At 72.0% G+C, this 14322-nt stretch carries 13 protein-coding genes; 9 read left to right on the forward strand and 4 right to left on the reverse strand.

The window, feature by feature from the left end:
• Positions 1 to 20 precede the first annotated feature (20 nt).
• Positions 21 to 716 carry an endonuclease V gene (locus tag MQN93_RS04485; RefSeq protein ID WP_242708387.1) on the forward strand — a complete coding sequence of 232 codons (696 nt, stop codon included), beginning with the start codon at positions 21 to 23 and terminating at the stop codon, positions 714 to 716.
• Here the strand turns inward: MQN93_RS04485 and MQN93_RS04490 are convergent.
• Complete coding sequence (locus MQN93_RS04490) at positions 692 to 880, reverse strand: hypothetical protein (RefSeq protein ID WP_242708388.1); 189 nt, start codon at positions 878 to 880, stop codon at positions 692 to 694. The genes MQN93_RS04485 and MQN93_RS04490 overlap by 25 nt on opposite strands.
• 192 nt (positions 881 to 1072) lie before the next feature.
• Between MQN93_RS04490 and mmpA the strand changes: the two genes are divergently transcribed.
• The gene (mmpA, locus tag MQN93_RS04495) at positions 1073 to 1219 is read left to right on the forward strand and encodes a morphogenic membrane protein MmpA (protein WP_016431399.1); all 147 of its coding nucleotides are present in this window, start codon (positions 1073 to 1075) and stop codon (positions 1217 to 1219) included.
• Positions 1220 to 1258: 39 nt separating this feature from the next.
• On the opposite strand, the gene MQN93_RS04500 is transcribed toward mmpA, so the two are convergent.
• A complete protein-coding gene (locus MQN93_RS04500) occupies positions 1259 to 2437 on the reverse strand; it encodes a saccharopine dehydrogenase family protein (RefSeq protein ID WP_242708389.1) in 1179 nt (392 codons plus the stop codon).
• A gap of 108 nt (positions 2438 to 2545) precedes the next feature.
• Here MQN93_RS04500 and MQN93_RS04505 point away from each other — a divergent pair, with 108 nt between their 5' ends.
• The 7 genes from MQN93_RS04505 to MQN93_RS04535 all read left to right on the forward strand — a co-directional run bounded on the left by MQN93_RS04505 (position 2546) and on the right by MQN93_RS04535 (position 11432).
• A complete protein-coding gene (locus MQN93_RS04505; protein WP_242708390.1) occupies positions 2546 to 2926 on the forward strand; it encodes an MmcQ/YjbR family DNA-binding protein in 381 nt (126 codons plus the stop codon).
• Between the two features lie 129 nt (positions 2927 to 3055).
• Complete coding sequence (locus MQN93_RS04510) at positions 3056 to 4213, forward strand: CaiB/BaiF CoA transferase family protein (protein WP_242708391.1); 1158 nt, start codon at positions 3056 to 3058, stop codon at positions 4211 to 4213.
• Positions 4210 to 5361 carry an acyl-CoA dehydrogenase family protein gene (locus tag MQN93_RS04515; protein WP_242708392.1) on the forward strand — a complete coding sequence of 384 codons (1152 nt, stop codon included), beginning with the start codon at positions 4210 to 4212 and terminating at the stop codon, positions 5359 to 5361. Before MQN93_RS04510 ends, MQN93_RS04515 begins: the two co-directional genes overlap by 4 nt.
• 67 nt (positions 5362 to 5428) lie before the next feature.
• On the forward strand, positions 5429 to 6643 hold the full coding sequence (locus MQN93_RS04520; RefSeq protein ID WP_242708393.1) for an acetyl-CoA C-acetyltransferase: 1215 nt from the start codon (positions 5429 to 5431) through the stop codon (positions 6641 to 6643).
• Between the two features lie 41 nt (positions 6644 to 6684).
• Positions 6685 to 8862 carry a 3-hydroxyacyl-CoA dehydrogenase NAD-binding domain-containing protein gene (locus tag MQN93_RS04525; RefSeq protein WP_016431393.1) on the forward strand — a complete coding sequence of 726 codons (2178 nt, stop codon included), beginning with the start codon at positions 6685 to 6687 and terminating at the stop codon, positions 8860 to 8862.
• 125 nt (positions 8863 to 8987) lie between these two features.
• Positions 8988 to 10619, forward strand: coding sequence for a thiamine pyrophosphate-binding protein (locus MQN93_RS04530; RefSeq protein ID WP_242708394.1), 1632 nt, complete (start codon positions 8988 to 8990; stop codon positions 10617 to 10619).
• A gap of 72 nt (positions 10620 to 10691) precedes the next feature.
• Positions 10692 to 11432, forward strand: coding sequence for an IclR family transcriptional regulator (locus MQN93_RS04535; protein ID WP_242708395.1), 741 nt, complete (start codon positions 10692 to 10694; stop codon positions 11430 to 11432).
• Between the two features lie 332 nt (positions 11433 to 11764).
• On the opposite strand, the gene MQN93_RS04540 is transcribed toward MQN93_RS04535, so the two are convergent.
• Together MQN93_RS04540 and MQN93_RS04545 are read right to left on the reverse strand one after the other, a co-directional pair.
• Complete coding sequence (locus tag MQN93_RS04540) at positions 11765 to 13234, reverse strand: sugar ABC transporter ATP-binding protein (RefSeq protein WP_242708396.1); 1470 nt, start codon at positions 13232 to 13234, stop codon at positions 11765 to 11767.
• Between the two features lies 1 nt (position 13235).
• Positions 13236 to 14300, reverse strand: a complete 1065-nt coding sequence (locus MQN93_RS04545) for a sugar ABC transporter substrate-binding protein (protein ID WP_242708397.1) — start codon at positions 14298 to 14300, stop codon at positions 13236 to 13238.
• Positions 14301 to 14322: the final 22 nt, after the last annotated feature.

Here is a 14322-nt window from a genome sequence, read left to right on the forward strand (position 1 = left end):
CCCGTACGCTCGTTCCCATCATGACGACCGTAGGGATTCCCGCGGGCTGGCCCGCGACCGAGGAAGAGGCCCGTGCCGTCCAGGACGAGCTGCGGGGGCGTGTGGTGCTCGACGAGTCCGGACCGCCGCCCGGCACCGGGCGGGTGACCGGTGTCGACGTGGCCTACGACGACGAGCGGGACGTCGTCGCGGCGGCGGCCGTGGTGCTGGACGCGGCGAGTCTGGACGTCGTCGCCGAGGCCACGGCCGTCGGGCGGATCTCCTTCCCGTACGTGCCGGGTCTGCTCGCCTTCCGCGAGATCCCCACGGTCCTCGCCGCCCTCGACGCGCTGCCGTGCCCGCCGGGGCTCGTGGTGTGCGACGGCTACGGCCTCGCCCATCCGCGCCGCTTCGGCCTCGCGAGCCACCTCGGCGTCCTGACCGGCCTGCCCACCATCGGCGTCGCCAAGAACCCCTTCACCTTCGCCCACGACGCCCCGGGCGCCGCGCGCGGCAGTGCGTCACCGCTGCTCGCGGGCACCGAGGAGGTCGGGCGCGCACTGCGCACCCGGGACGCCGTGAAACCGGTGTTCGTGTCCGTCGGCCATCGCGTGAGCCTCGACAACGCCTGCGCCCACACCCTGGCCCTCACCCCCGCCTACCGGCTGCCGGAGACGACCCGCCGGGCGGACGCGTCGTGCCGACGGGCACTTCAGGACGCGACGATCCGCCACTGACCCACTTCGCGGTACTCCGAGTCGTAGACCGCCGCCTCGTCCCCGGGCTGCAGCGGGTAGTGACGGAGGTTGCCGCCCCAGTACCGCAGAATCCGACCGAGCTCGCCGGCCGGGTCCTTCGTCAACGCCGCGTCGTCCATGGTGACTTCGAGAAGGAATTTCATACCTTCAAGTGTTTCATTGAACTGCCTGTTGGCACTTGACGACGGATCTCGGCCGGAAAACGGGGCCGGTGCGCAGGAAAAGCCTCAACTGGCGCTTGCGGGAGGTAGGTGGACGCGCGGCGCGATGTGAGTATGCGTACTGAGTACGAGTACGGATGTGGGCACGGCTTCCCGGCCGACAGGCTGTGCCCCATGACGACGCACCGCGCCCCAAAGCCCCTCGCCGACCCCAACCGTCCCGTCGAGCGCGCCGTGACGGCCGCACTGATCCTGGCCGTCCTGGCGGGCGTCGGCTGGATCGCCGGGATGATCTACACCGTGGCCGGCTGGTCGCTCTAGGAAGCGCCGGACGCCGCCAACTGTGTGCCTTGCCCGGGTTCAGCGGCTCACGACCACTCGAAAGCCGATCCCGGCCCCGCTCAGCCGCTCGATGAGGGCGTCGCCCATCGCGACCGCAGTCGTCACCTGCCCGGCTGTCGCCGGAAGGTCGTCGAAGGCGAGCGACAGGGCGGACTCGGCGAACATCACGGCGGTCTCGCCGTAGCCGGGGTCGCCGCCCGTGACCTCTGTGAAGACCTGTCGGCCACCGCCCTCGCCCACGAAGCGGATCTTGAACCAGCTCTTGGCGCGCTTCTCGGCGTCCGGTCCCTCGCCGGGCTTGAGGCGGTTGGACAACCAGCGGCGGGCGGGCGGCAGTTGGGCGGCGGTGAAGAGGCCGCCGGCGGCTGCGACGCCGGCCATGGCCATGGGCAGGCGGCGTACGGCGGCGTAGTGCCGGTAGCGGAAGTCGGGGCCGTAGCGCTCCAGGGCCTTGGCGGAACGGTGCACGATCTGCGGGTCGATGGTGGGCAGCGGCAGCGCCCACGCGCCGATCTCCTTCGCGAACCGCGGCACCCCGGTGGGCGCCGTGGCGCGTCGCCCCACCAGGCGTGGCTCGTGCCGCCTGCGGTCCCGCTCGGCGGCCAGCATCGGGCGCACCCGCGCGAACTGGTTGAGCGCCGAGGCGAACGTGCCGCCCGAGAAGACGGCGTCCACCGTCACGAATCCGTCCACGGTCAGCGGCACCCCCTCAGGCAGGTGCTGGACCGTGAAGTACGCGCCGAGGTCGTGCGGGATCGAGTCGAAGCCGCAGGCGTGCACCAGCCGGGCACCGGTCTCCCGCGCGCGTGCGTCGTGGCGTACGTACGTCAGGTCCACGAACTCGGGCTCGCCGCACAGGTCGAGATAGTCCGCGCCGCTGTCCGCGCAGGCGGCGACGAGCTCCTGGCCGTAGGTGACGTACGGACCCACCGTCGTGGCCACCACGCGCGCGTGCCCGGCGAGTTCGCGCACGCCGGCCGGATCGGACACGTCCGCCCGCAGCACACCCACCTTCTCGCCGCCGGGCAGCCGCTCGCGCAACTCCTCCAGCTTCCGCTCGCTGCGCCCCGCGATCGCCCAGCGCAGCCCGTCGGGTGCGTGGGCCGCCAGGTACTCGGCGGTGAGCGTCCCGACGAATCCCGTCGCGCCGTAGAGCACGATGTCGTACGGCCGGTCCGTCCCGTTCAGCCTGCTCATGACACCCCTTGTCCACAGCCCGCGCCTTGTCCACAGCCCGCGCCGTTGTCGGTGGCCGAGGCTAGCGTGAGATGCGCTGAGTTCGATGACGAGCCCGGAGGCGGGACTGTGGCCGTGACCAGAAATGCCCTGAAGAAGTGGGAGAAGGTGCGCGCGTTCGCGCTCGGGTTGCCGGGCGCCGCCGAGGAGTTCCCGTGGGGTGAGTCCGTCGCGAAGGTCAACAAGAAGGTGTTCGTCTTCCTCGGGGTCGACGACGGCAGCTACCCGCTGGGCGTGACGGTGAAGCTCAAGGACGAGGCGGCCCATGCCCACGCCCTGACCTTCCCCGGAGCCGAACCCGCCGGATACGGCCTGGGCAGGGCCGGCTGGGTGCGCGTCCCGCTGGAGGAGCAGGGTGCCCCGGCGGCGGAGCTGCTGTGCGACTGGGTGGAGGAGAGCTATCGCGCGATAGCCCCGAAGAGGCTGACGGCGCAGCTCGACGCGCGGTGAACCGGTCGGTGGATCTGTCAGCGATCCGGTCATTGTCTAAGCGCTTGCTCGCTCAGGGCTTGTGCTCAGTGGAACGTGTTCTTAGCATCACTGGTGTTACATCAGTTGTGTCACAGTGCTGGGGGCTGGATGACAACGGCGAAGACGCCACCCGGGCAGGGCCCGCTGACCGGCGTGCGCGTGGTCGAGCTCGCCGGGATCGGGCCGGGCCCGTTCGCGGCCATGATCCTGGCCGACCTGGGCGCCGACGTCGTGCGCGTCGACCGCCCCGGCGGCGCCGGACTCGCGATCGACACCGCGTACGACGTCACGAACCGCAACAAGCGCTCGGTGGTCGTCGACCTGAAGTCGGCGGACGGTCCCGCGCGCGTCCTGGACCTCGCCGAGCGCGCCGACATCCTCGTCGAGGGCTACCGCCCCGGCGTCGCCGAGCGCCTCGGCGTCGGCCCCGAGGCCTGCCACGCGCGCAACCCGGGGCTGGTCTACGGCCGGATGACCGGCTGGGGCCAGGACGGCCCGCTCGCCCAGCGCGCCGGCCACGACGTCGCCTACATCGCGCTCACCGGCACTCTCGGCATGATCGGCGACCCGGACCGTCCGCCCGCCGTCCCCGCCAACCTGCTGGGTGACTACGCGGGCGGCTCCCTCTACCTGGTCATCGGCGTCCTCGCCGCCCTCCACCACGCGCGCGCCACCGGCACCGGCCAGGTCGTCGACGCCGCGATCGTCGACGGCACCGCCCACCTCTCCGCGATGATCCACGGCATGCTCGCGGCCGGCAGCTGGCACGACCGGCGCGGCGCCAACCTCCTGGACGGCGGCTGCCCGTACTACGGCACGTACGAGACGTCCGACGGGAAGTACATGGCGGTCGGTTCCCTGGAGCCGCAGTTCTACGAGGAGTTCGTGACGCTCCTCGGCCTGCCCGAGCACTCCGGCGCCCGCAGGGACTGGGCCCGCTGGGGCGAACTGCGCGAGGCCGTCGCCGCGCGCTTCGCCACCCGTACCCGCGAGGAGTGGACGACCGTCTTCGAGGGCTCCGACGCGTGCGTGGCGCCCGTCCTGTCGCTGCGCGAGGCCCCGCACCACCCGCACCTCGCCGCCCGCCGCACCTTCACCGACCAGGGCGGCATCACGCAGCCGGCCCCGGCCCCCCGTTTCTCCGCGACCCCCACCGCGGTGCGCACCGGTCCGGCCCGGCCGGGCGCCGACACGGCGGCCGTGGCGCACGACTGGGACGTACCCGATCTCCTGAAGGACCAGGACCTCACGAAGGGCCCCGAATGAAGCGGCAGATCTTCGCCCCCGAGCACGACGCGTTCCGCGAGACGGTGCGCGCCTTCCTGGCCAGGGAGGTGCTGCCGTACTACGAGCAGTGGGAGAAGGACGGCATCGTCTCCCGCGAGGCCTGGCGGGCGGCCGGCAAGCAGGGCCTGCTCGGGCTCGCCGTGCCGGAGGAGTACGGGGGCGGCGGCACCTCCGACTTCCGCTACAGCGCCGTCCTGGCCGAGGAGTTCACCCGCGCGGGCACCCCCGGCCTGGCCCTCGGCCTGCACAACGACATCATCGGCCCGTATCTGACCTCGCTCGCCACCGAGGAGCAGAAGCGGCGCTGGCTGCCCGGCTTCTGCGACGGCTCGATCATCACCGCCATCGCCATGACCGAGCCCGGCGCCGGCTCCGACCTGCAGGGCATCCGCACCCACGCCGAGGACCGCGGCGACCACTGGCTGCTCAACGGCGCCAAGACGTTCATCTCCAACGGCATCCTCGCCGACCTGGTGATCGTGGTCGCCAGGACCACCCCGGAGGGCGGCGCGCGCGGGCTGTCGCTGCTGGTCGTCGAGCGCGGCACGGACGGCTTCGAGCGCGGCCGCAACCTCGACAAGATCGGCCAGAAGGCGCAGGACACGGCCGAGTTGTTCTTCCACGACGTGCGCGTGCCCAAGGAGAACCTCCTCGGCACGCTCCACGGCGCGTTCGTCCACCTGATGACGAACCTCGCCCAGGAGCGCCTGAGTATCGCGGTCTCGGCGATCGCCGCCGCCGAGCACCTGCTGGAGATCACCACCGACTACGTCAAGGGGCGCGAGGCCTTCGGCCGGCCGCTCGCCGCCAAGCAGCACATCCGCTTCGAGATAGCGGAGATGGCCACCGAGTGCGCCGTCACCCGCACCTTCCTCGACCGCTGCATCGAGGAACACGCAGACGGCGGGGCCGGCACGCTCGACGCCGTCCACGCCTCCATGGCCAAGTGGTGGGCGACCGAGCTGCAAAAGCGCGTCGCCGACCGCTGCCTCCAACTGCACGGCGGCTACGGCTACATGACCGAGTACCCCATTGCCAAGGCCTTCACCGACGGCCGCATCCAGACCATCTACGGCGGCACGACCGAGATCATGAAGGAGATCATCGGCCGTTCGCTGCTCGGCTGAAGCTTCCCGACCGGCCGGCCCTCACCACCGGACCGCCGGCCCACCCTCACCCTCGAAAGGCCTGCTCGTGACCACCGAAGCGTATGTGTACGACGCGATCCGCACCCCGCGCGGCCGCGGCAAGGCGAACGGCGCCCTGCACGGCACCAAGCCCGTCGACCTGGTCGTGGGCCTCATCCACGAACTCCGCGGCCGCCACCCGGACCTCGACCCCGCCGCGATCGACGACATCGTGCTCGGCGTCGTCGGCCCGGTCGGCGACCAGGGCTCCGACATCGCCCGGATCGCGGCGATCGCCGCGGGCCTGCCGGACACGGTCGCGGGCGTCCAGGAGAACCGCTTTTGTGCCTCGGGTCTGGAAGCCGTCAACATGGCCGCCGCCAAGGTCCGTTCGGGCTTCGAGGACCTCGTCCTCGCGGGCGGCGTCGAGTCCATGTCCCGGGTGCCGATGGCCTCCGACGGCGGCGCCTGGTTCAACGACCCGATGACCAACCTCGCCACCAACTTCGTGCCCCAGGGCATCGGCGCCGACCTCATCGCCACCATCGAGGGCTTCTCCCGCCGAGACGTCGACGAGTACGCGGCCCTGTCGCAGGAGCGCGCGGCCACCGCCTGGAAGGAGAACCGCTTCGAGCGCTCGCTCGTCCCGGTCAAGGACCGCAGCGGCCTGGTCGTCCTCGACCACGACGAGCACATGCGCCCGGGCACCACGGCCGACTCCCTCGCCAAGCTCAAGCCGTCCTTCGCGGACATCGGCGACCTCGGCGGCTTCGACGCGGTGGCGCTGCAGAAGTACCACTGGGTCGAGAAGATCGACCACGTCCACCACGCGGGCAACTCCTCCGGCATCGTCGACGGCTCCGCGCTGGTCGCCATCGGCTCCCAGGAGATCGGCGAGCGTTACGGCCTCACCCCGCGCGCGCGGATCGTGGCGGCGGCGGTCTCCGGCTCGGAGCCCACGATCATGCTCACCGGCCCCGCGCCCGCCACCCGCAAGGCGCTGGCCAAGGCCGGGCTGACCATCGACGACATCGACCTCGTCGAGATCAACGAGGCCTTCGCGGCGGTCGTCCTGCGCTTCGTGAAGGACATGGGCCTGTCCCTGGACAAGGTCAACGTCAACGGCGGCGCGATCGCGCTGGGCCACCCGCTCGGCGCCACCGGCGCCATGATCCTCGGCACGCTCGTCGACGAACTGGAGCGCCAGGACAAGCGCTACGGCCTCGCGACCCTCTGCGTCGGCGGCGGCATGGGCATCGCCACCATCGTCGAACGCGTCTGAAGACCCCAGCGGCCACCCAAGACTTCTACGGAGAACCCCTCATGACCGAGAGCACCACCATCCGCTGGGAACAGGACGACACCGGCGTCGTCACCCTCGTCCTCGACGACCCCAACCAGTCCGCGAACACCATGAACCAGGCGTTCCGCGACTCCCTCGCCGTCGTCACCGACCGCCTGGAGGCCGAGAAGGACTCCATCCGCGGCATCATCCTCACCTCCGCCAAGAAGACCTTCTTCGCCGGCGGCGACCTGCGCGACCTCATCCGGGTCACCCCCGAGACCGCGCAGGACCTCTTCGACGGCGGCATGGCGATCAAGCGCAACATGCGCCGCATCGAGACCCTCGGCAAGCCGGTCGTCGCCGCCCTCAACGGCGCGGCCCTGGGCGGCGGTTACGAACTCGCGCTCGCCTGCCACCACCGCATCGCCCTCGACGCGCCCGGCTCCAAGATCGGCTGCCCCGAGGTCACCCTGGGCCTGCTGCCCGGAGGCGGCGGAGTGGTCCGTACGGTCCGTCTGCTGGGCATCGCCGACGCCCTGCTGAAGGTGTTGCTCCAGGGCACCCAGTACAACCCGCGGCGCGCCCTCGACAACGGCCTGGTCGACGAGGTCGCCGAAACCCGGGACGAGATGCTCGCCAAGGCCCGCGCCTTCATCGACGCCAACCCCGAGTCGCAGCAGCCCTGGGACAGGCCGGGCTACCGCATCCCCGGCGGCACCCCCGCCAACCCCAAGTTCGCGGCCAACCTGCCCGCCTTCCCGGCCAACCTGCGCAAGCAGACGAACGGCGCACCCTACCCGGCGCCGCGCAACATCCTCGCCGCGGCCGTCGAGGGCTCCCAGGTCGACTTCGAGACCGCACAGGTCATCGAGGCCCGCTACTTCGTCGAACTGGCCGCGGGCCAGACCTCGAAGAACATGATCCAGGCGTTCTTCTTCGACCTCCAGGCCGTCAACTCCGGCGCCAACCGGCCGACCGGCATCGAACCCCGCACGGTCCGCAAGGTCGCTGTCCTCGGCGCCGGGATGATGGGCGCGGGCATCGCCTACTCGTGCGCCCGCGCGGGCATCGAGGTCGTCCTCAAGGACGTCTCGCTGGAGGCGGCCCTCAAGGGCAAGGGCTACTCCGAGAAGCTGTGCGCCAAGGCCGTCTCCCGCGGCCGTACGACCCAGGAGAAGGCCGACGCGCTGCTCGCCCGCATCACGCCCGCGGCGGACCCGCAGGACGTGGCCGGCTGCGACGCCGTGATCGAGGCCGTCTTCGAGAACCCCGAGCTCAAGCACAAGGTGTTCCAGGAGATCCAGCACATCGTCGAGCCCGACGCGCTGCTGTGCTCCAACACCTCGACCCTGCCCATCACCGCCCTCGCCGAAGGCGTCGAGCGCCAGGCCGACTTCATCGGTCTGCACTTCTTCTCGCCCGTCGACAAGATGCCGCTGGTGGAGATCATCAAGGGCGAGCGGACGGGCGACGAGGCCCTCGCCCGCGCCTTCGACCTGGTCCGCCAGATCAACAAGACGCCGATCGTCGTCAACGACTCCCGCGGCTTCTTCACCTCCCGCGTGATCGGCCACTTCATCAACGAGGGCGTCGCCATGGTCGGCGAGGGCATCGAGCCCGCGTCGGTCGAGCAGGCGGCGGCGCAGGCGGGCTACCCCGCGAAGGTCCTCTCCCTCATGGACGAGCTGACGCTCACGCTCCCGCGCAAGATCCGCAACGAGTCGAAGCGGGCCGTGGAGGAGGCCGGTGGCACCTGGCCTGCGCACCCCGCCGAGGCCGTCATCGACCGCATGGTGGACGAGTTCGACCGCCCCGGCCGCAGCGGGGGAGCCGGCTTCTACGACTACGACGAGAGCGGCAAGCGGGCGGGCCTGTGGCCGGGCCTGCGCGAGCACTTCACCAAGCCGGGCCACGAGATCCCGTTCGAGGACATGCAGGAACGCATGCTCTTCTCCGAGGCGCTCGACACGGTCAAGCTCCTGGAGGAGGGCGTGCTGACGTCCGTCGCCGACGCCAACATCGGCTCCATCTTCGGCATCGGCTTCCCCGGCTGGACCGGCGGCATCCTGCAGTACATCAACGGCTACGAGGGCGGGCTGCCCGGATTCGTGGCACGCGCGCGTGAGCTGGCCGAGCGCTACGGCGACCGCTTCACGCCGCCCGCGCTGCTGGTGGAGAAGGCGGAGAAGGGGGAGCGCTTCACGGACGCCGCCTGAGGGAGCCGGGCGGGTTCGGCCCCACGTATCGCTGAGCGGTACGCGGGTCTTGCACCCGACCCTCCGGGCCCGGGACGCTGACCTGCGAACGCTCCGCACGGCCACCGTCCCCCGGAGGAGCCCCCATGGGATACCGTCCCGCCCTCGCCGTCCTGGACATCCTGCGCGGCGAGGGCGTGGATCGCGTCTTCGGCAACCCCGGCACCACCGAACTGCCCTTCCTGGCCGCCCTGTCGGAGGCGGCGCACGACGGACCCGAGTACGTGCTCGGCGTCCACGAGGGCTCCGTGGTCGCCATGGCCGACGGCTACGCCCGCGGCACCGGCCGCCCGGCCTTCGTCAGCCTGCACATCGCCGCGGGCCTCGCCAACGGCCTGATCGGCCTGCTCAACGCCCGCCGTTCGCGCACCCCGCTCGTGGTGACGGCCGGCCAGCAGGACCGCCGTCACCTGCAGCAGGACCCCATGCTCTCCGGCGACCTGATCGGCCTCGCCACACCCGCGGTGAAGGCGGCGTACGACATCCAGCACGCCCAGGACCTGCCACTCGCCCTGCGCCGCGCCTTCGCCCTTGCCGTACGGCCGCCCGCCGGGCCGGTGTTCCTGTCGGTCCCCATGGACCTGCTGGCCGAGAACACCGAGGTCGACGTCCCGGCCCGCACCCCCACGCCCCCGCCCGGACCGGCCGCCGGTCTGGAGCGCGCCGCCCTGCTGCTCGGTGCCGCGGCCCGGCCCGCGATCGTGGCCGGGGACGGGGTGGGTCGCGAGGACGCCGTCGCCGCTCTCGTCGCCACCGCGGAGGCGTGCGGCGCCGTCGTCCACCACCAACCGATGAGCGATTGCCTGAACTTCCCCACCACCCACCCGCTGTACGCGGGCATGCTGCCGCCCCGGCACGACGCCATCCGCAAGGCCCTCGCCCCCTACGACGCCGTACTGGTCGCCGGCGCCCACGCCTTCACGCCGCACCACTACAGCCCCGGGCCCGCGCTGCCGCCGGGCCTCACCGTCGTCCAGCTCGACTCCGACCCACACGAGATCGGCCGCAACTTCCCCGCCACGGCCGGGCTGGTGGGCGCTCTCGCCCCCTCCCTGAACCGGCTGTGCGAGCTGCTGCGCGACCGGGTGCCCGCGCACACCGCCAAGGCCCGTGTCGAGCGCGCGGGCGAGCGTCACACCGCCGACCGCGAACGCGCCGAGTCCGCCGCCCGCGCCGCCTACTCACCGGCGCCGCTCGCCCCCTGGGCCGCCGCCCACGCCGTGGCGCGCGGGCTGCCGCCGGACGCCGTCGTCGTCGAAGAGGCCATCACCGTCGGCCTGTTGCTGCGCCGCCTCGTCCGCCTCGAACGCCCCGGCAGCTACACCCACACCGTCGGCGGCGGCCTCGGCTGGGGCATCGGCGCCGCCGTCGGCCGCGCCCTCGCCGAGCCCGGCCGCCCCGTCGTCGCCGTCCTCGGCGACGGCTGCACCCTCTTCGGCCTCCAGGGCCTGTGGAGCGCCGCCCGGCAGAACGCCCCCGTCCTCTTCGTCGTCATGAACAACGGCGTCTACCGCACCCTCCAGGACACCTACGAAGCGATGGGCGCCCAGGGCCCCTGCCCCGGCACCGACCTCGGCCCCCTCGACTTCACCCAGGCGGCCCGCTTCTTCGGCGTCGACGCGGTACGTGCGGCGAGCGCGGACCACCTGCGGGAACTGGTGACGGGCGCGGACGCCCTGACCCGGCCCCTGCTGGTGGACGTACCGCTGCGCGGTTGAGGGCGCGCACGGCGCCGTGGTCCTCGCGGCCCACGCCTTGTCACTCCCCCCGAAAGCGACCACCATCGGTTCATGACGGACGGTCAGCTGCCGAAGTCTGTGCTCGCCCGCGGGGTCCTGCTGCTGCGCGCCTGCGGTGACTCCGAGACCGCCCTCACGCTCGCCGAGCTGGCCCTGTGCACGGGGCTGCCCAAGCCCACCGCGCACCGGCTGATCGGTGAGCTGGTGCGGCTCGGGCTGGTCGAGCGCACCGAGGAGGGCAACTACCGCATCGGGCTCGGGCTGTTCGTGCTGGGGCAGTCGGCACCGAGCGTGCGCGAGCTGCGGGACGCGGCGCTGCCCTACCTCGGCGATCTGCACGAGGCCACGCTGGAGAACGTCCACCTGGCCGTCCCGGACGGCACCGACACCCTGTTCCTGGAGAAGGTCACCGGCCGGCGCGCCACCCCGATCGTCTCGCGCACCGGAGGCCGGCTCCCCGCGCACTGCACGGCCACCGGAAAGGTCTTCCTCGCCCAGGACCCCCGTCCGCCGTACCGCGCCCTGCCCCGGCTGACCCCGCGCACCCTGGTCCTGCCCGGCCAGCTCGCGCGCGACCTCGCCCTCACCCGGGCCCGCGGCTACGGCGTCAACCTGGAGGAGGCCGAGATCGGCATCTCCGCCGTCGCCGCCCCCGTCTACGTCCGCAGCAACGGCCCCCGCCCCATCGCCGCCATCTCCGTCACAGGCGGCACCCGCCGCCTCGACGTCGACCGCATGGGCGCCCGAGTATGCGCAGCAGCAAAAGCCCTCACCCGCACCTTGTCGGCCTGACCGGCCCAGGGACTTCGCCTCACACCGCGCCCGGCCCCGCCCGCGGCGCTGTCGGTTTGACCGGGTCAGGGGCCTGGCCCCGCGCCCAACCGGATTAGCGCGCCGTGTTCCGCGCCCCGCCCGGCCTGACCGGACCAGAGGCCGGAGCCCGTTCCCCCTCCGGCTCAGCCCCGCTCACCCCGACTTGGCCACCGTCTGCTGCCGCCACCGCCGGCTCGTGCTCCGTGAGCCGCTCCCTGCAGACCGCTCGGGCACCCGGGTGTGTGCCGCGGCCAGGGCCGTCCCCCGCACCCTGTCCGCCTGACCCCCACGGCCCCGGATCCCCGTTCCTCTCACGTCGACTCGGTCACCGTCGGCTGCACAGCTACCGCCAGTTCATGCTCCGTGAGGTGCTCCCCGTGTACCTCGCCCGTGAGCCGGCCGCGTACGAAAACGAGCACTCGATCGCACACCTCCGTCAGTTCGGCGAGGTCGGTCGAGGCGATGAGGACGGCTGTTCCGGTGGCGGCCAGCTCGGTGATGATGCGGTGCATTTCGGTGCGTACGCCGACGTCGACGCCGCGGGTGGGATCGTCCAGGACCACGATCTTCGGGTCTGTCGCCAGCCACTTGGCGAAGACGACCTTCTGCTGGTTGCCGCCGGACAGCCGGGCCACGATGTCGTGCAGGCCGCCGCGAAGGCGCAGGTGTCGGGTCAACTCGGCCGTGCGGCGGACGAGTTCGGAGCGGGAGGGCAGCATGCCGCCGCGGCCGAGCGCCAGCCAGCTCACCGTCGTCGTGTTCTCCCACACCGTACGCTCCGCCATCAGCCCGTACCGTTTGCGGTCGCTCGGCACGAAGGCGACGCCCGCCCGCACCGCTCCGCGCAGGGAGCGCGGGAGCCCCCGGCCCGCGACGTCCACCCGGCCCGCGGAGATCGCCGTACGCCCGCACACCACCTCCAACGCGCTGAGATGACCGGCACCCTGCAGCCCGGCGACCCCGACCACCTCGCCCGCCCGCACCGTGAACGTCACATCCCTCAGCCGCCCGGGCACGCTCACCCCGGACAGCACCACCGGCGGCGGCAGATCCACCACGGCCCGCGCCCGGCGCACCGGCTGCGGCGGGCGGCCGCCGAGCATCGCGGTGACCAGCTCCGGCACACCGACCTCGGACCGGCGCACCCCGCCCAGCGCGACCTGCCCGTCCCGCAGCACGGTCACGCGGTGCGCGAAGCGCATCACCTCCTCCAGGAAGTGGGTGACGTACAGAACGGCGATGCCCCGCCCGGTGAGGGTGCGCAGCACCTCCGCCAGCCGGTCCACGGCGGCCGCCGGCAGCGCCGAGGTCGGCTCGTCGAGGACCAGCAGCCGGGGACTGCGCAGCAGCGCCCGCGCGATCTCCGTCAACTGCTGGTCGGCGAGCGGGAGTTCACCCAGCTCCTGGCCGAGGTCGACGTCCAGTCCGAGCTCGGCCAGGACCGGTCTCGCCGCCCGGTCCATCGCCCTGCGGTCGAGCAGTCCGAAGCGCCGCAACGACCCCCGCGGGAAGAGGTTCTCGCGCACGGTCAGATCCGGGAACAGGCTCAACTCCTGGGAGACGACGGCGATCCGGATGTCCCCGGCCGTCCGCACCGCCCCCTGGTCCGCCGCCAGCGTCCCCGACACGATCCGCACCAGCGTCGACTTGCCCGCGCCGTTCTCCCCGACCAGCGCGTGCACCTCACCGCCCCGCAGCCGGATGCCGACCCCGTCCAGCGCCCGCACCCCGCCGTACGACTTCACCAGGCCCTGTGCCACCAGGATGTCCCCGTTCGTCATCTCAGCGGGCGTCCTTCAGGGGCTTGAGGTTGGCCTTCTGGTCGCCCAGCAGCTTGTCGATCGTCGGCTTGTACCAGTCGTACGCCGCCGTCGCGGACTTCTGCCGGGCGATGATGTCGTCGATGTTCGAGGAGTCCACCACCCCGCCCGGCGACAGGAACCATCCCTCGGGCAGCTTGCCGTCGTTGTCGCGCACCGCGTCGATCAGCAGCGCCGTGGACAGATAGCCCTTGAGGAAGTGCTGCGGGTCGATGGTGACGAAGTTCGAGCCGTCCTTGACCGCGTCGAGGGTCTTGGGGTCGACGTCGAAGCCGGCCGTCAGCCACTTCCCGTGCCGCGACTTCTTGATCTTGGCGAGGTTGTAGCTGTCGGCGTCACCCACACCGAGGAACGCCAGCGCCTCGGGGTGCGCGTTGACCTGCGACGACCAGGAGCTGTAGTTCTGCCCGGGATCGCTGTACGTCTGGAAGGGGCCGAGCACCTTCACCCCCGGCGCCTGCTTCCTGAACGTGTCGGAGATGCCCTTCGCCCGGTTGTCCAGCACCGGCGTCCCCGGGTTGGGCACCCCGATCACGATCTCGCCCTTCGGATCCGCACCCAGCCGCTTCAGCGCCTCCTTGGCCATCAGCTCGCCGAGCGCGTAGTTGTCGTTGCCGACGTAGAAGGTGACCTTGCTGCCCTCGGTGGGGGAGGTGTCCAGGGCGACGACCGGGATGCCCTTGTCGACGGCCTGCGCGGCGGGGCGGGTGAAGATCGGCGGGTCCAGGTTCTCCAGGACGATGCCGTCCTTCGCGGTCGCGGTGAGGTTCTGGAAGAGCTGCACCTCGGCGGGCCCGTCGGTGTTCGGCGGCCCGACCGCCTTGAAGTCCACCTTCCCCGCGTGGCTCGCGGCGCTCTCGGCGCCGAGCACCATCTCGTGGGCGAAGTTGAGCGAGATGTTGGCGACCGCGATGCCCATGTCGAGCTCACCGCTCCTGCCGCCGGAACCGCTGTCCCCGCAACCGGCGGCACCGAGCAGCACCAGCGCACCGAGCACGGCGGCGGTCGTACGGAGTCGGGCGTGCATCACGGCCTCCAAGTGCTGTGCG

This window comes from Streptomyces spinosisporus, assembly GCF_022698145.1.
Taxonomy (GTDB): Bacteria; Actinomycetota; Actinomycetes; order Streptomycetales; family Streptomycetaceae; genus Streptomyces; species Streptomyces spinosisporus.

Bases quoted from the DNA above. Each gene is read 5' to 3' on its own strand.
- MQN93_RS04510 (WP_242708391.1), top strand. From the start codon at position 3,056: ATGACAACGGCGAAGACGCCACCCGGGCAGGGCCCGCTGACCGGCGTG.
- MQN93_RS04545 (WP_242708397.1), bottom strand. From the start codon at position 14,300: ATGCACGCCCGACTCCGTACGACCGCCGCCGTGCTCGGTGCGCTGGTG.
- MQN93_RS04530 (WP_242708394.1), top strand. From the start codon at position 8,988: ATGGGATACCGTCCCGCCCTCGCCGTCCTGGACATCCTGCGCGGCGAG.
- MQN93_RS04535 (WP_242708395.1), top strand. From the start codon at position 10,692: ATGACGGACGGTCAGCTGCCGAAGTCTGTGCTCGCCCGCGGGGTCCTG.
- MQN93_RS04490 (WP_242708388.1), bottom strand. From the start codon at position 880: ATGAAATTCCTTCTCGAAGTCACCATGGACGACGCGGCGTTGACGAAG.
- MQN93_RS04500 (WP_242708389.1), bottom strand. From the start codon at position 2,437: ATGAGCAGGCTGAACGGGACGGACCGGCCGTACGACATCGTGCTCTAC.
- MQN93_RS04515 (WP_242708392.1), top strand. From the start codon at position 4,210: ATGAAGCGGCAGATCTTCGCCCCCGAGCACGACGCGTTCCGCGAGACG.
- MQN93_RS04485 (WP_242708387.1), top strand. From the start codon at position 21: ATGACGACCGTAGGGATTCCCGCGGGCTGGCCCGCGACCGAGGAAGAG.
- MQN93_RS04525 (WP_016431393.1), top strand. From the start codon at position 6,685: ATGACCGAGAGCACCACCATCCGCTGGGAACAGGACGACACCGGCGTC.
- MQN93_RS04540 (WP_242708396.1), bottom strand. From the start codon at position 13,234: ATGACGAACGGGGACATCCTGGTGGCACAGGGCCTGGTGAAGTCGTAC.
- mmpA (WP_016431399.1), top strand. From the start codon at position 1,073: ATGACGACGCACCGCGCCCCAAAGCCCCTCGCCGACCCCAACCGTCCC.